Genomic DNA, 19,872 nt, shown 5'->3' with positions numbered 1-19,872 from the left:
CCGCAAGCCCCGAACTGCCGATACTGTCGCCGTAACGCGCAAGGCAAAGGCAGCTGAATATGGATGTGAAATCGGTCGGAGTGATTGGCGCAGGTCAGATGGGCAACGGGATCGCCCATGTGCTGGCATTGGCGGACTATGACGTTTTGCTGAATGATGTCAGTCAGGAGGCCCTGGATCGCGCCTTGACGACGATTGAGGGCAACATGGCCCGGCAGGCGTCACGCGGGAAGATCAGCGATGACGCGATGCAGGCCGCCTTGAAACGGATCACAACGACGCTGGAGCTGCCGCAACTGGGGCAAACCGATCTGGTGATCGAAGCCGCGACCGAACGCGAGACCATCAAACAGGCGATTTTCGAGGATTTGCAGCCGCATCTTCAGCCGCATACGATTCTGACCTCGAACACCTCCTCAATTTCCATCACCCGACTGGCCAGCCGCACGGACAGGCCCGAACGGTTCATGGGGTTCCACTTCATGAACCCGGTGCCGGTCATGCAGCTTGTCGAGTTGATCCGGGGGATTGCCACGGATGAACCAACGTTCAAAGCCTGCAAGGCAGTGGTGGACCGTCTGGGCAAGACAGCCGCAAGCGCCGAGGATTTCCCGGCCTTCATCGTCAACCGCATTCTGATGCCGATGATCAATGAGGCCGTCTACACCCTGTATGAAGGCGTTGGGAATGTGCAATCCATCGACCAGTCCATGAAGCTGGGCGCAAACCACCCGATGGGGCCCCTGGAGCTGGCCGATTTCATCGGGTTGGACACTTGCCTGGCAATCATGAACGTGTTGCATGATGGCTTGGCGGACACCAAGTATCGCCCCTGCCCGCTGCTGACGAAATATGTCGAGGCCGGTTGGCTGGGCCGCAAGACCGAACGCGGGTTTTATGACTATCGGGGCGAAGTGCCTGTTCCGACGCGGTAAGAGGGGGCCAGCCCCCTCGCCCGGATTTCATCCGGGCTCACCCCCGGGATATTTCTGGCCAGATGAAGGGCGGATTAGGGTTTGTCTGATGTGCCCAGCGACATGGTGCGGTTTCTGAGCCACGCCATGAAGCCGCGCGGATCGCGTTCCAGCAACTGCATGTCGTCGTCATTGATCGGTTCGCCGATAACCGGAGATTGCGGTTTTTTGCAGGACCGGACGATTTCGTGCAGCAGCAGACCCTGCCGCAGGATCGGCGACAGTTTGTTGGCGATCTGATACCAACGCGAGTTGCTGCCGGGGAAGAAGATCGGCAGCACTTGCGCACCCGAGCGTCGGATCATCTTGGCGGTGAAGACGTTCCATTCCCGCTCGATCGCCGGGCCGAACCAGTCGTCCGAGGACATAACAACGCCCGAGGGGAACAGGGCCACAACGCCGCCGTTTTTCAGATGCTCCATGGCCTTGCCGCGCATTTCAAGCATCTTGGCCTGTGCTTCGGGGTCGTGCGGAAAGGGAACCGGAATCATGAATGAGGTCGCAGCCTCGTCCAGCCCGGTCAGCACGGACCGGGTCAGGATGCGATAATCGCTGCGCACGCGCCCGATCAGTTCGGCCAGGATCATGCCGTCCACCATGCCGTGCGGATGGTTGGCCACGACAACAACCGGGCCTGTCTTGGGGATGCGGGCGATCTGTTCCTCGGGTGTGGTCAGGTCGATGCCCATGGTTGCCAGAGCACCGCCCCAAAACCTTTGACCTCGATAGTATTCGTTCTTTTTCTCGAACTTGTTGACCATCCGCAAAATGGTCAGTTTGCCGGTACACCATTCGATGGCGCGAATGGCGGTCGAGGTCCAGGCATCGTCGAACGAGTTCGCGTAGGTCAGGGTTCTACGGTCGTAGATTTCGCCCCGGTCTTCGGTCCCATCAACCACCGGGCCTGTCTTGGTCTCGTGCGTTGTTTCCGCCAATTCCTGGTCTTCCCGTTCTTTCTGTCCCGCGGGGCAGCCTTAGAACCCCTCTCCGAACTTGTCATTCACAAGCGTTTCCAGAGCTTCTGCCAATGCCTCAGCATCCGGCCCGGACGTCTCGACGTCAATAGTCGTTCCGCGCGAGGCTGCCAACATCAAAAGGCCCATAATGCTGTCTCCGGATGCAGAAAGGCCGTCCTTGGACACTTCGGCACTGGCGTCAAAGCCTTCCACAACCTCGACCAGCTTGGCGGACGCGCGGGCGTGCAGGCCCTTTTCGTTAATGATTTTCAAGCTTCGGTTGGTCATTTCAATGAGTCCGGTCTTAATCCAATGTCACATTTTGCGCATTGATGTACTTGCGTCCAGCCTCCATTGCCTGCCGCACGGCATCAGGGACCGGCAGGTGGCGGCTTTTGGCCAATTTGATCAGCATGGGCAGGTTGGCCCCATAAAGGATTCGGCGATCCTGAGGGGCACAGGCCCGCAGGCTGAGATTCGAGGGGCTGCCGCCGAACAGATCCGTGACGATCACAACGCCGTCGCCAAGGTCCACTTCATCCGCGGCGCGACAGATTTCAGCCTGTTTTTCGTCACGGTCATGATCGGCCTCGATCGCAATGGCTTTCAGGCCGGGCTGCGGCCCGACCACATGCTGCATGGCGGCCAGATACTCCTGAGCCAAGCCCCCATGCGCTACGATCACAATCCCGATCAATCCGGCCTCACATTCAACGATCGACGTTCCATCTCGCGGTGCCTAATTGCCACCTGCTGCCCCCCTTCCGCAAGGGCCTTTGCAACCGCTTCCGCCATCGCCACCGATCTGTGCTGGCCACCGGTGCAACCGAAGGCCACAGACAGGTGCGCTTTGCCTTCGGCGCGGAAGGCTGGCAGCAGCAGGTTCAGCAGATCTATGACGCGGTCAAAGAACGGCGCGTAATTAGCATCTGACTGGACATAGCGCGCCACATCCGGGTTTCGACCATCCTCGGACCGCAATTCGGGCCGCCAATAGGGGTTGGCGAGAAATCGGCAGTCAAAGACCATATCCAACCCGCGTGGCAGGCCGCGTTTATACGAGAAGGATTCGATTGATACCGCCAGATGCCGCCCGCCCTGGGGGGCAAACCAGCGCTCGACCTCTTCGCGCAGCTGATGCACGTTCAGGGTGCTGGTGTCGATCAGGGTGTCGGCAATCTCGCGGATGGGGGCCAGCAGCTCTTTCTCGCGCCGCACACCGGTTTCCGGCCCTGCATCCTGGGCGACGGGGTGACGCCTGCGGGTTTCCGAAAAGCGGCGCAGCAGGACTTCGTCGCTGCAATCAAGGTACAGAACCGTCAGATCCACCTGCGTCATCCGGCCCAGCTTTGCGGCCAGTTCGATAAATCCTATGGTCGAGAAATCGCGGTTGCGCGCGTCGATACCCAGCGCCATGGGCCGGTCAGGCTCGGCGCCTTCAAGCAGACGCGCCAGCAGGCCCATGGGCAGGTTGTCAATCGCTTCGAACCCCAGATCTTCCAGCACGTGAATGGCGGTCGAGCGGCCCGCGCCCGATGGTCCGGTCACCAGAACGATTCGCTTTTGCGCTGTCATTTGTTCGGCCATTCCGGGTCTACGCGTCCCATTCTAAGAAGTTGCATCAGGGCTGGTGCCAAATTGGGCACGCCCGCGCCGCGAAGCAAGGGAACAGTTTGCCTCAGCAACGGGGTCGTGACGAGTTCTGGCAGGCGTGCGGGTTCGGATTGGTCAAGGTCGAGGACAAAGCGCAGCGGCACAGGCTCCGTAGGTTGCGCACGAAGCAGGCCAATCCCGCGTGCCTCGATCAGACCCGCGATTTCGGGGACTGCGGAGGCAATGATTTGATCGTCGCGCATCGCCAGATCAATGCGATCATCGCCGACTAGCACCGCGCCCAGAGCCATCATCTGCAACGCCAGCGACGACTTTCCGGCCCCTGATGCGCCCACAATCAGCAGGCCGTGGCCACCTGAGGCGACGCAACTGGCGTGAACGCGGGCGCTGTCCCGGTTCACCGCATTTGTCAGGGACGGAATAGTCATGACCTCAGACAGGCAGCCCCACCACAAAACGGGCGCCCAGCGGGTCCGAGGTGACGTCCGCTTCGGTCGGGCGGATGTTTTCGGCCCAGATCACACCGCCATGCGCCTCGACAATCTGTTTCGAGATCGCCAGCCCAAGGCCCGAGTTGTTGCCGAAATGCTCAGCCGGGCGTTGCGAATAGAACCGTTTGAAGATTTTGGTCAGGGCCTGTTCCGGGATGCCGGGGCCGGTATCTTCGACCACCACAAGCACGCGATTGTCGCGCTGGCGGACCCAGACCCGGATGGCGTCGCTTTCTTCGCAGAAGGAAATCGCATTGGTGATCAAGTTGACGAAGACCTGTGCCAATCGCGCCTCAAGCCCGTTGATCACAATCGGATCCGACGGCAGGTCAGTGATATAGTCGATCCCCTTCGCGCGGGCATCCTCACCCAGAAACTGCCCGATATTGCCCAGCAGCTTGAGCAGGTCAAAAGGTTGTTCTTCTTCCTTGACCAGTTCCGCATCCAAACGCGAAGCATTCGAGATGTCGCTGACCAGCCGATCCAGCCGCTTCACATCATGCTCGATCACACCAAGCAATTTTTCGCGCTGATCATCGCGTTTGACCATGCGTAGTGTGCCGACAGCAGATTGCAGACTGGCCAGAGGATTCTTGATCTCATGCGCGACATCGGCGGCAAATTGTTCGTTCGCATCGATCCGGTTGTAGAGCGCAGTGACCATCCCACGCAACGCACGGCTGAGCCGACCGATTTCATCCGGGCGCGCGCTGAGGTCCGGGATGCGGATACGCCCCGGATTGACGCCCGTACCCCGATCCTTGCCCATTTCCGCCGCCGAGGCGAGGTCGGCCAGCGGGTTGGCAATGGTCGAAGCCAGAACAAGGCTCAGACCGACTGAGACCAGCAGGGCGACGACAAACATCTGCAAAATGCGCTCCTGCTCGCGCCTAGCCAGCGCGTCAATCTCACCGGCAGGGCCGGATATTGCGACAGCACCGGCCGGGATGCCTTCGTAGAGAATAGGTGCCGCGGCCACGATCACAGTGTCGCCCGCGTCATCCTGCACTGCCTTTACCTGATTTTGACCCGCCAAAGCTTGTGGGACTATGGCCTGAACCTGCTGCGCCAGCGTCGGTGCTTCGGAGTCGGACGACCAGTTGAAAACCCGCGACAGACCCGTCCAGACCGCGTTGAGTGCATCGCTGATGACGGTGCCTCCGGTCTGCATATCCGCGTCCGATCGCAACAGGATGGGCATGTCAGATGCCTGTGGCGCGCCGCGGGTCCAGCCGATCAGGGTACCGCGGGAGTCGTAGACAAACACCTCTCCCCCTTCGGGCAGGCGAAGGCCGGACAGCGTGTCTTTCACATCAAGCTGGGCCGCATCGCGTGATGATTGCACCGCGCCCTGCCGCAGCTGCGTCTCGAACACGTTGCTGACAAGATGCGCGTCTCCGATCAGGTTGCGCGCGGTCTGCTGCACCTGCTCGGATCGCGAGTCATCCAGGTAAAGCAGCCCCGTGACAAGGATCACAAGGGCAATCAGATTGAACGTGATGATCTTGCGGGCCAGAGGCGAGCCGCGCAGTGAAAACAGGTTTCTGCGGGATCGTTTTGCGCTTAGCTCTGCAGAATCGGGGTCTTGCGGGATGACCCAGTCATCCCCAAGAACGACATCACCGTCGCGCAATTCATTGGCTTGTTCGGTGTCGCGCACGGAACCCCATTACCCCTTGTAGATGGCCGCGCCTATTCTTCGTTGTATCTGTACCCGATACCATAAAGGGTTTCGATAGCCGAAAACTCGGGATCAGCAGCACGCATCTTCTTGCGCAGCCGCTTGATGTGGCTGTCGATGGTGCGGTCGTCCACATAGACCTGATCGTCATAGGCCACATCCATCAACTGATCCCGGCTTTTGACAAAACCCGGACGTTGCGCCAGCGCCTGCAGCAACAGGAACTCGGTCACGGTCAGGGACACATCCGTCCCCTTCCAGGTGACCGCATGGCGCAGCGGATCCATCCGCAGGTCGCCGCGTTCCATCACTTTGGTATCGCCGGTGTTGGCGGCCGAAGCGTCACCGCTGGTTGCCTCTTGCCGCCGCAGCAACGCGCGAATGCGCTCGACCAGCAGACGCTGCGAGAACGGCTTTTTCACGTAGTCGTCCGCACCCATACGCAGACCCAGAACCTCGTCAATCTCATCGTCTTTCGAGGTCAGGAAGATCACCGGCATCTGCGTCTTTTGGCGCAGGCGCTGCAACAGATCCATGCCATCCATGCGCGGCATCTTGATATCTAGTACGGCCATGTCCGGCAGCTTTTTGTTAAACGCGTCCAGCGCGGCCTGACCGTCATTGTAAGTTTCAACCTCGAACCCTTCGGCCTCGAGCGTCATGGATACGGACGTCAGAATGTTTCTATCGTCATCCACCAGTGCAATCTTTGACATCGGGCTTACCCCTATTCCTGCTCACTTACGCAATAATACGCTTTTTTGTAAGGCATTGTTGGCGTTTTTGATGCGCCGAATCAATGCGTAACTGCGAATCGTGCCATTGTTGCGGCAGCTATGAGGCAAAAATGCCTTGCTGCCCGCAAAATGCTGCCCGGTTTTCCGACAGGAAATCTTTGGTGGCGCTAAACTTTAACTTGGTTGCGCTAACTGCGCCAAACCGTCCTGTTCATGCCCCAAACGACCGTGATAAGACCCGCCCATCGGCCGGTATGTCCCGGCAAAATGCCCCAAGAGCGCACCCGGCCAACCGCCGCCGCGCCGCACAGGAGAAGATACGCATGACATCTGGACGGGTTAACCCGCAATTCCGCCTCGAAGATCAGGGCATCGAGGGTCTGGGCAATGTCTATTACAACTTCATGGAACCGGCGCTGCTCGAAGAGGCCCTAAAGCGGGGCGAAGGCACCCTTGGCAATGGCGGGGCCTTCCTGGTCACCACCGGTAAATTCACCGGCCGTTCGCCCAAGGACAAACACGTCGTCAAGACCGACAGTGTGGCCGACAGCATCTGGTGGGAAAACAACGCGGCGATGAGCCCGGAAGGTTTCGACGCCCTTTATGACGACATGGTCGAGCATATGAAGGGTCGTGACTATTTCGTGCAGGATCTCGTCGGCGGGGCCGATCCGGCCTATTCGATCAATGTGCGCATGGTGACCGAACTGGCCTGGCACAACCTGTTCATCCGCCACCTGCTGCGTCGCCCGGATCGTGAGGATCTGGACGAGTTCATCGCAGATTTCACTGTCATCAACTGCCCCAGCTTCCAGGCCGACCCGGCCAAGCACGACTGCCGCAGCGATACCGTGATTGCAATGAACTTCGACCGCAAGCTGATCCTGATCGGTGGCACGGAATATGCAGGCGAGAACAAGAAATCCGTCTTCACCCTGCTGAACTACATGCTGCCGGAAAAAGGCGTGATGCCGATGCACTGCTCGGCCAACCACGCGGTTGGCAACCCGGTGGATACTGCCGTGTTCTTCGGCCTGTCGGGCACCGGCAAGACAACTCTGTCGGCAGACCCGTCGCGGATCCTGATCGGGGATGACGAACACGGCTGGTCGGATCGCGGCACGTTCAACTTCGAAGGTGGCTGCTATGCCAAGACCATCAACCTCAGCGCCGAGGCCGAGCCGGAAATCTACGCGACGACCAGCAAGTTCGGCACCGTCATCGAGAATATGGTCTTCGATCCCGAAACCAAAGAGCTGGATTTCGACGACGATTCGCTGACCGCGAACATGCGCTGCGCCTATCCGCTGGAATATATCTCGAACGCGTCGAAAACCGCGCTGGGCGGGCATCCGAAGAACATCATCATGCTGACATGCGATGCCTTCGGCGTTCTGCCTCCGATCGCGCGGCTGACACCGGCGCAAGCGATGTATCACTTCCTCTCGGGCTTCACCTCGAAGGTGGCGGGCACCGAACGTGGCGTGACCGAGCCGCAGCCGACCTTCTCGACTTGTTTCGGCGCGCCCTTCATGCCGCGCCGCCCCGAGGCCTATGGCAACCTGCTGCGCGACAAGATCGCCCAGCATGGCGCGACCTGCTGGCTGGTGAATACCGGCTGGACCGGTGGGGCCTATGGCGTTGGCAGCCGGATGCCGATCCGCGCGACCCGCGCGCTGTTGACCGCGGCTCTGGAAGGCTCGCTGCGCGACGCCGAGTTCCGCAAGGATGCCAACTTTGGCTTTGACGTCCCGGTCACAGTGCCCGGCGTCGCTGAGGTTCTGCTGGATCCGCGCCGCACCTGGGATGATCAGGAAGCGTTCGACAAGCAGGCCGCAAAGCTGGTGCAGATGTTTGCCGAAAACTTCGAACAATATGTCCCCTTCATCGACGAGGACGTCAAAGCCGTCGCAATCGGCTGATCCGGATTAAGGGGCGTCCGCGCCCCTTTTTTCTGCGCTTGCGAATCCACTGATGATCAACCCAAAGTTGCATCTGACGCACCTCACGAACAAATTTATTGTTCTGAATGCCTGGTTGGGATAGGGATTTGGGTCATTAAACCGAAAAGACCCGGCGCATTTGCACCGGGCCGAAACTTAAAAGACCTTTGGGTTGCCTAAGCCAGCACACTCACCTCGGCAAATTGGGCAACCTAATCAGACTGGTAGTCTACTGGCATGGGGATGAGTGTCAATATGGGACTTGCTGACATATCTCGCGATCAGCGTGTTCTGAACCGTCGTGACTGGACGGCGTTTGGCACGGACAAAGACAGGTAAGAATTATGACCGAAATCTCGAAACTGACCGAACTGCGCAAGCTGATGCAAAGCATGGAGCGAACGCTGGGGCTGGAAAAGCTATCCCCGGTTGAGCGTGACATCTACTACGCCGCCGAGGAACTTTCCAAGGCCGATCAGGAGGTTCGCACCTTTGGTCTGATCGAACACACATTGGTTCAGAGCGTCTCGCGCCCGACATTTTTCCGCGCGCTGAAATCTCTGGTCGAAAAAGGCTATCTGTCGCAAAGCGGCAATGCCAACCGGGGACGTTATATCGTACATGCGCCCAGATAAGCTGGGCCTTGGGCGCATCGGTGGCTAGTTCCGGTGCGCAAGTGGGCCTCTGAAACCTTCTTTGCCTCTTTGGCCTATGTGGTCGCGTCGTTCCTCACCTTCGAGGTTCTGATGCCGCTTCAGAACATGTTCTTTCCGGAATACCCAAGCCGGGCCAGCCTGCTGTTCCTGCCCCATGGCGTGCGCGTGCTTTCCGCCTGGCTGTTGGGCTGGCGCGCGATCTTTGCTCTGCTGCCCGGCGTTTTTCTGGTCTTCGCCTTTCTGGGGGGAACGGATGTTTTCCTGCCCAGCCGCCTGATGGCGATGGCAATCGCTGTCACGACCGTTCCGTTCGTCTTCTACCTGCTGAAATGGGCCGGATGGGACCTGTTCCCACGCTCCGACAAAAAGCCCTGCTGGATTTGCGTGATGGGCGTTGGGATCGTCACATCTTTTTTGGTCTCGGGCCTGACCAATCTGGCCTTTGGCAGCGCGACGGTCGAGTATATCGCCTTTTTGATCGGCGACATCTCGGGTCTGTTCTTCCTGATGCTCGGGCTCTATTTCGCCTTCCGCTTTGCCGACAAACGGCGCTGAGGCGCTGTCATCGCCAGACGGTTGACGCGCCCGGGCCTGCGACAAATACCCCCAATTTGACCCCGGCCCGGCCCTGTGGAAATCAACGGATTTGCCGCTAATTCCCCCAATGAACCCATTCTGCACCGCAAAACGATCGGGAAATTTTCGAACTTTATCGCCACGTAATACGTATTTTTGTTGCGCTGCATGTGCAAAATGATATGACCAGACGACCCAGAAAAGGACACGATTCATGGCCCATGACGGACAGGATATGACCCAGATGACCACACACGCGATTTTGCCCGATCTTCTGACCTTGACCCGGCAGGCCGTCCCGGCTGTCGAAGCCGTTTTCGAGAAGGCGCGCAATTCGGTTCGCGAGATGGTGACATCCGACGGTCGCGTGTCCGGCGCCCTGATCGAAGCCAACCAAACGGCCGCTCACGGTCTGGCCTGGCTGGCCACCTACTATCAGTCGTTGAAGCAGATGCAGCGCTGGGCCGAAGCGTTGGACGCAGACGGCAAATTTGGCGAAATCGAGCAATTGCTGCACCAGATCGCCTTTGGGGAATACCTGCATCAGGTCGCTGGCGGCATCCCAATGAACCAGGGCGAGCTTGTGCGCCTGCAGGATCTGGGCCTTGGCTGGGACGCGCTGTCCAGCTTCCAAAGTTCCGAAATTCAAATTCTGATGGCGCAGGCCAACTCGCAGGCCGCTCGGACGCGGCTGGTCGAGTTGATGGAGGCGCAAGCCGGTTCTGCCATGTTCGGAGCTTCGGGCCTTGATGAAGAGCTTGAAATGATCCGTGACCAGTTCCGCCGTTACGCGGTCGAAAAGGTCGAGCCCAACGCCCATGACTGGCACCTCAAGGACGAATTGATCCCGATGGAAATCATCGAGGAACTGGCCGAAATGGGCGTGTTCGGTCTGACCATCCCCGAAGAGTTCGGCGGCTTCGGTCTGTCCAAAGCTTCGATGTGCGTCGTGTCCGAGGAACTGTCGCGCGGCTATATCGGCGTCGGCTCGTTGGGTACCCGGTCCGAGATCGCGGCCGAGTTGATCCTGGCGGGCGGTACGGATGAGCAAAAGGCCAACTGGCTGCCTAAACTGGCCAGCGCCGAGATTCTGCCCACCGCTGTCTTCACGGAACCAAACACCGGCTCGGATCTGGGCAGCCTGCGCACCCGCGCGGTCAAGAATGCCGACGGTGACTACGAGATCACCGGCAACAAGACCTGGATCACCCATGCGGCCCGCACCCATGTCATGACCCTGCTGGCACGCACCGATCCTGACACCACCGATCACCGTGGCCTGTCCATGTTCCTGGCCGAGAAAACCCCCGGCACGGATGACGCCCCCTTCCCCACCCCCGGCATGACCGGCGGCGAGATCGAGGTGCTGGGCTATCGCGGCATGAAGGAATACGAGCTGGGCTTTGACGGCTTCAAGGTCAAGGGTGAAAACCTGCTGGGCGGCGAAGAGGGCAAAGGCTTCAAACAGCTGATGGAGACGTTTGAATCGGCCCGCATCCAGACCGCTGCCCGCGCCATTGGCGTGGCCCAAAGCGCGCTGGATATCGCCATGCAATACGCGCAGGATCGCAAACAGTTTAGCAAATCGCTGATCAACTTCCCGCGCGTGTCGGGCAAGCTGGCGATGATGGCGGTCGAGATCATGATCGCGCGCCAACTGACCTATTTCTCGGCATGGGAAAAGGATCATGGTCACCGCTGCGATCTTGAGGCGGGCATGGCCAAACTGCTGGGCGCGCGCGTCGCCTGGGCTGCTGCCGACAATGGGCTGCAAATCCACGGCGGCAACGGCTTTGCACTGGAATACAAGATCAGCCGCGTCCTATGCGACGCACGCATTCTGAATATTTTCGAGGGAGCTGCCGAAATTCAGGCACAGGTCATCGCACGACGTCTGCTCGGCTGACCGAATTCGGCACTCCTGTTTCCCCAACTGACCCGGCCTTTGCGCCGGGTCTTTTTCTTTCGTGGACCGTTTTGCCTGAATCCAGGGTACCGCACCGATGGGAAATGGATGTGATCCGCCGATGTCAGAACTTCCCCTTTGAAATTGACCTGAAACCCGGTTAGAGCGCCCCGACGACCCTCAAGACGGTTCACAGGCACCCGAAATGACCAGACAAATTTTTTTGCTTTTGGCGTCCTTGGTATCCTTTGCCTTAGCGGGATGCGCAAAGACCGTGCCTATCGCCAGCCAAACCGATGTCGATGCGCTGGCACAGGCCATTCAGTCCCTTGGACCAAATGTCGATCCGGTCGAGGCGCGTACGGCGGCGCAGATTTCCTACAACTACTCTCGGCAACTGGCGCAAGAGTGGAACGTCACCGACCCTGCGATCATTCACAACGCAAAGATCATCAACGGCCTTCGCGAAAAGGGCCTGTGCAATGACTGGGCACAGGCAATGACCACACGGTTGCGGCAGGAGAATTTCCGGACGCTGGACCTGCACTGGGCAACATCCCCACCGACAGAGTTTCGGATCATCCACCATTCGGCCCTGATCAGCGCCAAGGGGGATTCGATGTATGACGGCCTGATCCTGGACCCCTGGCGTCAAAGCGGCGCATTGTTCTGGGCGCCCGTCCGAGAGGACACAAGATACAACTGGCGTCCAAGGCTGGAGGTGCGAGAGCAATTGCTGAGCGGCGAACTGGCATTCTAGCATCGCCCTTCTCGCCTGTCGCACAAGCGCTCGCAACGGCTTGACCAGCCGAAACGAAGCGGCCTAAACGCGTATTGCAAAGGCCCGTGACCGAAGGAGGTTGCAATGATCCGCTATGCCTTGATCCTGCCGCTGATGGGGCTGTTTCAATGCCAACAGGACGAGACGTTGGCTGCCTATGGCGCTGCCGACCAGACCTGGAAACTGCAAGAGATCGATGGGCAGCCCTATTCCGCCAACGCTCTGCTACAGTTCCCGGAAGAGGGGCGGATCGCAGGACAGGCCCCCTGCAACAGCTATCAGGGCAGCCTGAACGCGCCATACCCGTGGTTTGAGGTTCAGGACCTGAGCGCCACACGCGCCGCCTGCCCCGAGCTTGAGCAGGAAGGCATGTACTTTGCCGCCCTGCTGACCATGACCCAATCCGAAGTGTCCGGCGATGTGCTGATCCTGCGCAACGACGACGGGCACGAGATGGTGTTCACAGCCGCCGAGTAAGCTGATCCACAAACCTTGCCCGCGCTTCGGGCAATGGTGTGTGCCCCAAGGCCGGGGCCACGCGGTGGTGCAAGAAATACCCTGTCGTTTTCAAGGCATCGACGATTTCGGTATCCGGTGCGGCCCCCTCGCCGCGCAGGCAAGGCGGCAGCGGCAACAACCGGTCCGCCCAATCACCCGCCCCTGCCGCGCTAACCGCCCGCCCGGTCTTGGGCGAGACAAAGACCAACCCCTCGGCGGATCCGGTCACAGCACAGGTGGTTAGGTCCAGCCCAAACCCCAACTCCTCAAGCAATGCCACCTCCCACCGCAGATAAGCAAGCGGCCAGATGTCGTCCTGCCCCAGAAGGTCCATAAGCTGTTCGGTCTGCTTGTAGATGGCGGGATGCGGTTCGCGTTCAGGCAGGCAGAATGACAGCAAGGACACCACAGCATTCAGACCCGCCAATGCCAGCCGCCCCGAAAACGCCGCCGCCGCGCGGGATCGCAGCGGTTCGACCTGAAATGTGCCGATATGCTCTTCCAGCCGGGCCCGCCACAGCACGTCCAACTGCGCGCCCGGCTGCAGGATCGGGGCGATCTTGCGGCTGGTGCCGCCGCGCACCACCCCGGCGTGACGTCCGTGGGCTTCGGTAAAGACCTCAATAATCGCGGCAGTTTCACCGTGGCGGCGAGAGGTCAGAAGTATGCCGTGATCGCGCCAGTCCACGTTTGGCCTCGTTAGGTCATCAGATATGTGCGCAGGAAATCTCAACGCAGTTACAGGTTCAAGATAGAAACGGATCAAGGTGGCTTTGCACGCAGCCAAAAACACGTTGCGTGAAACCTGTTAACGCAGTAATGTTCCCTTATTATTCCCTTTATGTTCTCAACTTAAGGATTCAGCAGATGTCCCTGAACTACGTCATGATCGGCTCAAACGATGTCGAAAAAGCCCGCAGCTATTACGACGCCGTTGTGCCCAAAATCGGCGGCAAGGTCATCGCGGAATATATGCCGCACGCGGTCTGCTATGAACTGCGGGGCGGTGGGTCCATGTGGGTCGCGACGCCATTTGACAAAGAGGCGGCGACAGTCGGAAACGGAAACATGGTTGGTCTGCTGTGCGAAAGCAAAGCGCAAGTGGGCGAGGCGCATGCGGCGGCTCTTGCCAATGGGGGATCGAACGAAGGTGATCCGGGTGACCGGCCTCAGTATGGTCCTAACTTCTATGCCGGTTACGCGCGCGACCCGGACGGAAATAAGATTAGCTTTGTCTATTTTGGCGATGCAAGCTGAACGCGCGCCTCAGAAGGTCATACCCGCGTGGATCAGAATGCCGATCACCATCAGAAGGTTCAGCACCATCGAAATCCCGTTGCCCACATAGATGGGCAGTTTGCCGACGACCAACCCATAGGCAAACCACAGAAACGACAGCGCAGCATAAAGGGACCAGGACAGCAGGGACTGGCCGGTCGCGTGCTGCGAGTGGGTGAAATAGAGCTTGATCAACTGCGGAAGCGTGGCAAAAGGGCCCACGACTCCGATGAAAACCATGAATCCCTCGAACCGCTGCATCCAGTGACCGAGTTCAGATTTTTCCAGTTTCTCCGCGAGCGTTTCAGCCAAGCAAACACCTCATTATCTTGCGATATTCCTAAGTCAGGCCAGTTTTCCCAACCACATCCTGCATCAAAATAGTCGCTTTGAGCGGTGCGTCAAAGACCCAACTGCCAAGCTTATTCCAACCCCTCTTCCCCTAGCAAATGCCGACCCTGCCGATCTTCGACCTCGATCACCCAGAGGTCGGGATCATAGCGGCGTTGGCGTTGGATGGCCTCGTCCACGTCGCTTTCGGGGCCGGTGGACAGCGCAAATCATTTCGGCTGACCGTTCATTGGGTCAGGGTTGGCGCGATAACGGCTTGCCACAAGGCAGAGATGTCCCGAACACGTTTAAACTGCAGAAAACCTACACAACAACATACGAAAATCTGCTCAATACCAATCACAGGTTGGTCCGGCACGTTCAACTTCGTTTACCGCACCTTTTCCAGTTCAAGGATTGTTCTATGAAAGTCATTAGATGCTTTTTCTTCGCAATTGTCGCGTTCTTCTGCCTCGTTGCAGCTACGATAGCTACAATTCGCCACCCTACAGTTTCTGTCGCCTTCGAAGCACCCGACCGGAAAGTCGGAGGAACGTCTGTAAAAGGTTTGACTATTGCAGTGCAGAAGGCCCCGATACCACGTTCACTCAGTTGGAAAAAACACCGTCGGGTGGTGGTCTGTGATGACCCTGTCTTTTGCACCTCAGAATACCTCATCGCTGACTTCTCACGGAAGCTGAATCTTTACCGGCACCAAGACAGTTCAATCGTCCTGACAAACGACATTTGGGTGATCGAATTGCAGGCCGGCCCGGAAGTTCGTGTCTTTGACAGCCAGGAAGAAAAGGCCGCTCAATTGAGAGACCCCGGCTGGGATTGCGGCATAATAGGACCATTGGCAGAGGTCGGGTTTCCTGCATCCCTCTATTTTAGAGACATGGAGTTCATTGGTGCGTTCTACATGACTGGAAGCCAGCCGCGGGCAATGGATTGTTTTGTTTATCGTGGGTCAAAATTCTTACCATCTGCGATGCATGGTGAAGATTTGTGCAGCTATCCCAGCAGAGGTTGAAGCGCCGCCCGCTATTCCAACCCCTCTTCCCCGAGCAAATGCCGTCCCTGCCGATCTTCGACCTCGATCACCCAGAGGTCCGGATCAAAGCGGCGTTGGCGTTGGATGGCCTCGTCAACGTCGCTTTCGGGGCCAGAGGAAAGTTCAATCCACTTCCGCTCGCCGCTCATCAGGTCAAAGCTGCGCTGGAACGCGACGGCCTGACCGTCCAGCGTGTTCAGTTTGATCAGTACTGCCCCGGCGGTATTGTCTCCATGGGCGACGACAAAGGCCGGGATTTCCTGAAAGCGCAGCCGTGCCAAATAGGCGTGGACCCAGAACTCGGCTGTCAGACGGGTCATGCGTTGCCGTCTTTGAAATCCAGACCCATTTCCGAATAGCGCTCGGATTCCTCAAGCCAATTGGGTCGGACTTTGACCTGCAGGAACAGGTGGATTTTGCGGTCGAGGAACTCTTCCAGCTCCGCCCGTGCGGCCTGACTGACGGCCTTGATGGTCTCGCCACGTTTGCCCAGAACAATCCCTTTGTGACCGTCGCGCATGACGTAGATGACCTGATCGATCTTGGCCGAGCCGTCCTTACGCTCTTCCCAGTTCTCGGTCTCGACGGTCAATTGATAGGGCAGTTCCTGATGCAGGCGCAGGGTCAGCTTCTCGCGCGTCATCTCGGCGGCGATCATGCGCAGGGGCAGATCGGCGATCTGATCTTCGGGATACAGCCACGGGCCTTCCGGCAGTTCCGAGGCCAGCCATTTGCGCAGGTCGTCGACCCCGTGACCCTTTTCGGCGGAAATCATGAAGGTTTCGGCAAACGGATAACGCCCGTTCAGATCGCTGGTTAGCGCCAGCAGCTTCTCGGATGGCACCTTGTCGATCTTGTTGATCGCCAGCGCAACAGTGCGTCCCTGCCCGATCTCCTCCAGCCCCTCAAGGATACGCTCGACCCCTTCGGTGATCCCACGATGGGCTTCGACCATCAGCACAACGACATCGGCATCCGCGGCCCCGCCCCACGCAGCGGCGACCATGGCGCGGTCCAGACGGCGGCGGGGTTTGAACAGGCCCGGCGTGTCGACAAAGACCAACTGCGCGTCGCCCTCCATCGCCACGCCGCGAATGCGCGCGCGGGTGGTCTGCACCTTATGCGTCACGATCGAAACCTTGGCCCCGACCATACGGTTCAGGAGGGTGGATTTGCCTGCGTTGGGCTCTCCGATCAGGGCGATAAATCCGGCGCGTGTGGTCATGTCTCTGGCGATCCTGTTTGCAAGTGCGCACCCCTATAGCAGAATGGCGACGCGGGCCAGAGGGATTTGTCGCATTGCGGCCATGCGTTTGCGGTGACACCTTCGGATCACGCCGCGCCAGATCCAGCCAGGCATCCCCATTTTCAAAGAGGCAAGACATGAAACGTCGTGAGTTTCTAATCGGCAGCGCAGCCGCTGCAGGGGCGGCGGGACTGGGTGGTTTCGGGCGCGCGTCAGGTACTGAGGAATTGGTTATTCAACCGGCCAGTTTTACCCTGCGCGATCAGACCACAACCGGCATGGTCAGCGTGTCACCCGATGCGCCGCCCCCGGTGCTATATGGCAAACAGGGTGAGGTGATGCGGCTGTCTGTACGCAACACGCTGCCCGATTACACCGCGATGCACTGGCACGGGTTGCGTATCCCGAACGGGATGGACGGGGTGCCTTATCTGACCCAGATGCCGATTGGGCCGAATGAGGTTTTTGAGTATGAATTCACCCCGCCGGATGCGGGCACATACTGGTACCACCCGCATTGCATGACGATGGAGCAGATGGCCCATGGTCTGACCGGCGTCATGGTGATTGCCGAGGCGGACGATCCGGGTTTTGACAGCGAACAGGTGATCAATCTGCGGGATTTTCGGCTGGATGATGACGATCAGTTTCTGCCGGCTTATACCGCGCGCGGGGCGGCCCGCGCCGGGACGTTCGGAAATGTGCCGACGGCGAACTGGCTGACGGAACCTGTCTACGATCACGTGGCGGGCGGGCTGGTGCGGTTGCGGGTCCTAAATTCCGATACCACCCGTATCTACAAGCTGCACCTGACCGGGGCCGAAGCGCGGATCATTGCCTGGGACGGACATCCGGTTGAGGTCGACCTGCCGATGCCCAGTGCCGAGGAACCCTTGTTGGTTGGTCCGGGTCAGAGGGTCGATTTTGCCGTTTCGATGCCGGATGGTGAGGGGCAGATTGTTGATCTGATGGCAAAACTGCCGGGAAACCCGCCACGCCCCATGGCCAGACTGCGCGCCATCGGCAGATCGGTTGCGCGGGATTTGCGGGACTTGCGCCCCCTGCCCGCCAATCCGCTTGCCAAACCAGATCTGACGCGGGCTGAAGTGCATGAGTTCGTCTTTGGCTGGACGCCCGAGGGTGGGACGCCGAATAACGGGTTCTGCGGATCACTGGGTTACAATTTCTGGTCGATCAACCGAACGCCGTGGTCGGGCGACGCGGCGCAGGATGTGGGGCCTCTGGCCACTTTGGAATTGGGCAAAAGCTATGTACTGCGGCTGCGCAATGAATCGCCCAATCTGCATCCGATCCACCTGCACGGGCTGGCCTTTGTGCCCCTCACGTCGAACCAGCGCAAATTACCGCCTCTGATGACGGACACGATGTTGTTGCTGAAGGATGAGGTGGTCGAGATTGCGCTGGTTGCGGACAATCCCGGCGACTGGGCGTTTCATTGCCATGTGATCGAGCATCAGAAAACCGGGCTGACCGGGTTTATCCGGGTTGTTTGAGGGTCGAATTGGCTGCGCCAATCCGACCGGAAGGGGGCCAGCCCCCTCGCCCGGATTTCATCCGGGCTCACCCCCGAGATATTTTTGGCCAGATGAAGAGCGGATCCGGGTTAGGCCGTTATTTCGGCAGGTCGTTGAGCAGAGCTTTGGCGGCGGCTTGTTCGGCTTGACGTTTTGACCCGGCGGTGGCTTGTGCCTCGGTCCCGTCCTGCAGGCGGGCGGCGATGGTGAAGACCGGCGCGTGATCCGGGCCGCTGCGTTTGATTTCGACATAGGATGGGGGCTTTTGCCCACGTGCCTGAGCCCATTCCTGAAGCGAGGTTTTGGCGTCGCGGGCGTCGGCCTCGACCGTGTGGATACGATCCCCCCAAAGCGCGAGGATCACATCGCGTGCGGCTTCGAAACCGGCGTCGCGGTAGATGGCAGCGATCACCGCCTCCATCGCGTCGCCCAGAAGGGCCTGTTTGCGACGACCACCTGACAGCATTTCGGATCGACCCAGTTTCAGGACCGCGCCCAAATCGATCTGACGGGCGACATCGGCACAGGCCTCTTTGCGGACCAGCGCGTTGAAGCGGGGGGCCAGTTGGCCTTCGGTGGCCTTCTTGTCGGCCTCAAGCAGCGCCGTTGCCATCACAAGACCCAAAACCCGGTCACCGAGGAATTCGAGCCGTTGGTTATCCGGTCGCGTGGCCGAGGAGACCGAGCCATGGGTCAGCGCGCGCAACAGCAGTTCGGGGTTGGTGAATTCGTACCCCAAACGCTGCTGGAACGCCTTTATCTCGGCCGATAGCTTCAATTGACCGCCTTGAAGAAGCGATCGCCGCGCCATGTCCAGAAGAACAGCATGGACCGCCCTGCGGACGAGAACATGATCCGGTCGGCGCGACCGATCAGGTTTTCGTAAGGCACATAACCGACACCACCAGCGGATTGCGGAAGGCGGCTGTCGCTGGAATTGTCGCGGTTGTCACCCATGAAGAAATAGTGACCCTCGGGCACCGTATAGATGCCGGTGTTGTCAGACCCCTGATTGCCGATATTCAGAACGTCGTAGGATACGCCGTTGGGCAGGGTTTCAATCAACCGGGTTTTTTCACAGATGCCGCCGATCCCAACAGGGCCGTTTTCGCAGCGCGGGCGCAGGCGTTGCGGGCCCTGCGGTTCGGCGATTTCGGTGAACACGCCATCGGGCTGCTGCGGAACCGGGGTACCGTTCAGGATGATCTGCCCCTGACGCATCTGGATACGGTCGCCGGGCAGGCCGATCAGACGTTTTATATAGTCACGACCCGTGACCGGGTGGCGGAAGACGATAACATCGCCACGGTCTGGCTCGCCCGCCCAGATGCGGCTGTTGTCGTCGCCTTGCATCCAGCCACAGAGATCCTCGGCATCGATGTTCAGGCCAACGCTTGGGATGATCAGGCTGGGGCAGGACGCATAGGAATAGCCATAGGCCATCTTGTTGACGAACAGGAAATCCCCGATCAGAAGGGTCTGCTTCATCGAGCCGGACGGAATCCAGAAGGGCTGAAAGAACAGGGTGCGGAAGACGCCCGCGATCAGCAGGGCGTAGACGATGGTTTTGATCGTTTCCCACACGGCGTTACCTGATTTGGCTTCCTCGGCCATAC

Annotated in this window: 23 protein-coding genes and 1 pseudogene; 10 read left to right on the top strand and 14 right to left on the bottom strand. The window is 59.2% G+C overall.

All coding sequences use genetic code 11. From position 1 onward, the window contains the following. Window positions 1-59 precede the first annotated feature (59 nt). Window positions 60-935, top strand: coding sequence for a 3-hydroxybutyryl-CoA dehydrogenase (locus tag ACR0MO_RS16625; RefSeq protein ID WP_170454613.1), 876 nt, complete (start codon window positions 60-62; stop codon window positions 933-935). A 74-nt stretch (window positions 936-1,009) separates the two neighbouring features. On the opposite strand, the gene ACR0MO_RS16620 is transcribed toward ACR0MO_RS16625, so the two are convergent. Genes ACR0MO_RS16620 through ACR0MO_RS16590 form a run of 7 tightly spaced genes read right to left on the bottom strand, consistent with a single transcriptional unit; the run spans window position 1,010 to window position 6,432 of the window. Continuing rightward, complete coding sequence (locus tag ACR0MO_RS16620; protein WP_480892358.1) at window positions 1,010-1,909, bottom strand: lysophospholipid acyltransferase family protein; 900 nt, start codon at window positions 1,907-1,909, stop codon at window positions 1,010-1,012. Window positions 1,910-1,948: 39 nt separating this feature from the next. After that, a complete protein-coding gene (locus tag ACR0MO_RS16615) occupies window positions 1,949-2,218 on the bottom strand; it encodes an HPr family phosphocarrier protein (RefSeq protein ID WP_170380425.1) in 270 nt (89 codons plus the stop codon). A gap of 16 nt (window positions 2,219-2,234) precedes the next feature. Next, on the bottom strand, window positions 2,235-2,627 hold the full coding sequence (locus ACR0MO_RS16610; RefSeq protein ID WP_170454617.1) for a PTS sugar transporter subunit IIA domain-containing protein: 393 nt from the start codon (window positions 2,625-2,627) through the stop codon (window positions 2,235-2,237). Beyond that, window positions 2,624-3,517, bottom strand: a complete 894-nt coding sequence (gene rapZ / locus ACR0MO_RS16605) for an RNase adapter RapZ (RefSeq protein WP_480874855.1) — start codon at window positions 3,515-3,517, stop codon at window positions 2,624-2,626. The genes ACR0MO_RS16610 and rapZ overlap by 4 nt, the downstream gene beginning before the upstream one ends. Next, window positions 3,502-3,972 carry an HPr kinase/phosphorylase gene (locus ACR0MO_RS16600; RefSeq protein ID WP_480892356.1) on the bottom strand — a complete coding sequence of 157 codons (471 nt, stop codon included), beginning with the start codon at window positions 3,970-3,972 and terminating at the stop codon, window positions 3,502-3,504. Before ACR0MO_RS16600 ends, rapZ begins: the two co-directional genes overlap by 16 nt. 4 nt (window positions 3,973-3,976) lie before the next feature. Continuing rightward, a complete protein-coding gene (locus ACR0MO_RS16595; RefSeq protein ID WP_170454623.1) occupies window positions 3,977-5,695 on the bottom strand; it encodes an ATP-binding protein in 1,719 nt (572 codons plus the stop codon). 32 nt (window positions 5,696-5,727) lie between these two features. Then, the gene (locus ACR0MO_RS16590; protein ID WP_170454625.1) at window positions 5,728-6,432 is read right to left on the bottom strand and encodes a response regulator transcription factor; all 705 of its coding nucleotides are present in this window, start codon (window positions 6,430-6,432) and stop codon (window positions 5,728-5,730) included. Window positions 6,433-6,776: 344 nt separating this feature from the next. On the opposite strand from ACR0MO_RS16590, the gene ACR0MO_RS16585 reads away from it, so the two are divergent. From ACR0MO_RS16585 to ACR0MO_RS16560, 6 genes are all read left to right on the top strand, one after another. Next, window positions 6,777-8,375 (top strand): phosphoenolpyruvate carboxykinase, encoded by a 1,599-nt coding sequence (locus ACR0MO_RS16585; RefSeq protein ID WP_480892354.1) that lies wholly within the window; start codon window positions 6,777-6,779, stop codon window positions 8,373-8,375. Between the two features lie 365 nt (window positions 8,376-8,740). Next, window positions 8,741-9,031, top strand: a complete 291-nt coding sequence (locus tag ACR0MO_RS16580; protein WP_170454629.1) for a hypothetical protein — start codon at window positions 8,741-8,743, stop codon at window positions 9,029-9,031. Window positions 9,032-9,064: 33 nt separating this feature from the next. Beyond that, on the top strand, window positions 9,065-9,607 hold the full coding sequence (locus ACR0MO_RS16575) for a hypothetical protein (protein WP_480781558.1): 543 nt from the start codon (window positions 9,065-9,067) through the stop codon (window positions 9,605-9,607). A gap of 235 nt (window positions 9,608-9,842) precedes the next feature. After that, on the top strand, window positions 9,843-11,534 hold the full coding sequence (locus ACR0MO_RS16570) for an acyl-CoA dehydrogenase family protein (RefSeq protein WP_170454631.1): 1,692 nt from the start codon (window positions 9,843-9,845) through the stop codon (window positions 11,532-11,534). Window positions 11,535-11,739: 205 nt separating this feature from the next. Beyond that, entirely contained in the window at window positions 11,740-12,294 is a 555-nt protein-coding gene (locus ACR0MO_RS16565; RefSeq protein WP_480892351.1) for a hypothetical protein, read from the top strand. Between the two features lie 105 nt (window positions 12,295-12,399). Next, window positions 12,400-12,792, top strand: coding sequence for an META domain-containing protein (locus tag ACR0MO_RS16560; RefSeq protein WP_480892349.1), 393 nt, complete (start codon window positions 12,400-12,402; stop codon window positions 12,790-12,792). Here the strand turns inward: ACR0MO_RS16560 and recO are convergent. After that, on the bottom strand, window positions 12,776-13,501 hold the full coding sequence (gene recO, locus ACR0MO_RS16555) for a DNA repair protein RecO (RefSeq protein WP_480892346.1): 726 nt from the start codon (window positions 13,499-13,501) through the stop codon (window positions 12,776-12,778). The genes ACR0MO_RS16560 and recO overlap by 17 nt on opposite strands. 179 nt (window positions 13,502-13,680) lie before the next feature. Here recO and ACR0MO_RS16550 point away from each other — a divergent pair, with 179 nt between their 5' ends. Beyond that, complete coding sequence (locus tag ACR0MO_RS16550) at window positions 13,681-14,070, top strand: VOC family protein (RefSeq protein WP_480892343.1); 390 nt, start codon at window positions 13,681-13,683, stop codon at window positions 14,068-14,070. A 9-nt stretch (window positions 14,071-14,079) separates the two neighbouring features. On the opposite strand, the gene ACR0MO_RS16545 is transcribed toward ACR0MO_RS16550, so the two are convergent. Further along, window positions 14,080-14,403, bottom strand: a complete 324-nt coding sequence (locus ACR0MO_RS16545; RefSeq protein ID WP_170454640.1) for a SemiSWEET transporter — start codon at window positions 14,401-14,403, stop codon at window positions 14,080-14,082. Between the two features lie 110 nt (window positions 14,404-14,513). Further along, window positions 14,514-14,645 (bottom strand): annotated as a pseudogene (locus tag ACR0MO_RS16540) (DUF1491 family protein); the annotation flags it as partial. Between the two features lie 200 nt (window positions 14,646-14,845). On the opposite strand from ACR0MO_RS16540, the gene ACR0MO_RS16535 reads away from it, so the two are divergent. Next, on the top strand, window positions 14,846-15,454 hold the full coding sequence (locus ACR0MO_RS16535; protein ID WP_480892340.1) for a hypothetical protein: 609 nt from the start codon (window positions 14,846-14,848) through the stop codon (window positions 15,452-15,454). A gap of 11 nt (window positions 15,455-15,465) precedes the next feature. Here ACR0MO_RS16535 and ACR0MO_RS16530 read toward each other — a convergent pair whose 3' ends face one another. Together ACR0MO_RS16530 and era are read right to left on the bottom strand one after the other, a co-directional pair. Next, window positions 15,466-15,795 carry a DUF1491 family protein gene (locus ACR0MO_RS16530; protein ID WP_170624229.1) on the bottom strand — a complete coding sequence of 110 codons (330 nt, stop codon included), beginning with the start codon at window positions 15,793-15,795 and terminating at the stop codon, window positions 15,466-15,468. Continuing rightward, on the bottom strand, window positions 15,792-16,700 hold the full coding sequence (gene era / locus ACR0MO_RS16525; RefSeq protein WP_170737666.1) for a GTPase Era: 909 nt from the start codon (window positions 16,698-16,700) through the stop codon (window positions 15,792-15,794). The genes ACR0MO_RS16530 and era overlap by 4 nt, the downstream gene beginning before the upstream one ends. A 158-nt stretch (window positions 16,701-16,858) precedes the next feature. On the opposite strand from era, the gene ACR0MO_RS16520 reads away from it, so the two are divergent. After that, window positions 16,859-18,235, top strand: coding sequence for a multicopper oxidase family protein (locus tag ACR0MO_RS16520; RefSeq protein WP_170624234.1), 1,377 nt, complete (start codon window positions 16,859-16,861; stop codon window positions 18,233-18,235). A gap of 118 nt (window positions 18,236-18,353) precedes the next feature. Here ACR0MO_RS16520 and rnc read toward each other — a convergent pair whose 3' ends face one another. Further along, complete coding sequence (rnc, locus tag ACR0MO_RS16515) at window positions 18,354-19,034, bottom strand: ribonuclease III (protein WP_170455037.1); 681 nt, start codon at window positions 19,032-19,034, stop codon at window positions 18,354-18,356. Continuing rightward, window positions 19,031-19,870: a signal peptidase I gene (gene lepB, locus ACR0MO_RS16510; protein ID WP_170624236.1), complete on the bottom strand. Its 840-nt coding sequence runs from the start codon at window positions 19,868-19,870 to the stop codon at window positions 19,031-19,033. Before lepB ends, rnc begins: the two co-directional genes overlap by 4 nt. Window positions 19,871-19,872: the final 2 nt, after the last annotated feature.

The sequence above is a fragment of the Ruegeria sp. K5 genome (assembly GCF_056531805.1).
This window is presented reverse-complemented; position numbering and strand designations above follow the sequence as displayed.

Coding starts and splice junctions, on each gene's coding strand:
- ACR0MO_RS16625 (WP_170454613.1), top strand. CDS start 60: ATGGATGTGAAATCGGTCGGAGTGATTGGCGCAGGTCAGATGGGCAAC.
- ACR0MO_RS16615 (WP_170380425.1), bottom strand. CDS start 2,218: ATGACCAACCGAAGCTTGAAAATCATTAACGAAAAGGGCCTGCACGCC.
- rapZ (WP_480874855.1), bottom strand. CDS start 3,517: ATGGCCGAACAAATGACAGCGCAAAAGCGAATCGTTCTGGTGACCGGA.
- ACR0MO_RS16600 (WP_480892356.1), bottom strand. CDS start 3,972: ATGACTATTCCGTCCCTGACAAATGCGGTGAACCGGGACAGCGCCCGC.
- ACR0MO_RS16590 (WP_170454625.1), bottom strand. CDS start 6,432: ATGTCAAAGATTGCACTGGTGGATGACGATAGAAACATTCTGACGTCC.
- ACR0MO_RS16585 (WP_480892354.1), top strand. CDS start 6,777: ATGACATCTGGACGGGTTAACCCGCAATTCCGCCTCGAAGATCAGGGC.
- ACR0MO_RS16580 (WP_170454629.1), top strand. CDS start 8,741: ATGACCGAAATCTCGAAACTGACCGAACTGCGCAAGCTGATGCAAAGC.
- ACR0MO_RS16570 (WP_170454631.1), top strand. CDS start 9,843: ATGGCCCATGACGGACAGGATATGACCCAGATGACCACACACGCGATT.
- ACR0MO_RS16565 (WP_480892351.1), top strand. CDS start 11,740: ATGACCAGACAAATTTTTTTGCTTTTGGCGTCCTTGGTATCCTTTGCC.
- ACR0MO_RS16560 (WP_480892349.1), top strand. CDS start 12,400: ATGATCCGCTATGCCTTGATCCTGCCGCTGATGGGGCTGTTTCAATGC.
- ACR0MO_RS16550 (WP_480892343.1), top strand. CDS start 13,681: ATGTCCCTGAACTACGTCATGATCGGCTCAAACGATGTCGAAAAAGCC.
- ACR0MO_RS16535 (WP_480892340.1), top strand. CDS start 14,846: ATGAAAGTCATTAGATGCTTTTTCTTCGCAATTGTCGCGTTCTTCTGC.
- ACR0MO_RS16530 (WP_170624229.1), bottom strand. CDS start 15,795: ATGACCCGTCTGACAGCCGAGTTCTGGGTCCACGCCTATTTGGCACGG.
- era (WP_170737666.1), bottom strand. CDS start 16,700: ATGACCACACGCGCCGGATTTATCGCCCTGATCGGAGAGCCCAACGCA.
- ACR0MO_RS16520 (WP_170624234.1), top strand. CDS start 16,859: ATGAAACGTCGTGAGTTTCTAATCGGCAGCGCAGCCGCTGCAGGGGCG.
- lepB (WP_170624236.1), bottom strand. CDS start 19,870: ATGGCCGAGGAAGCCAAATCAGGTAACGCCGTGTGGGAAACGATCAAA.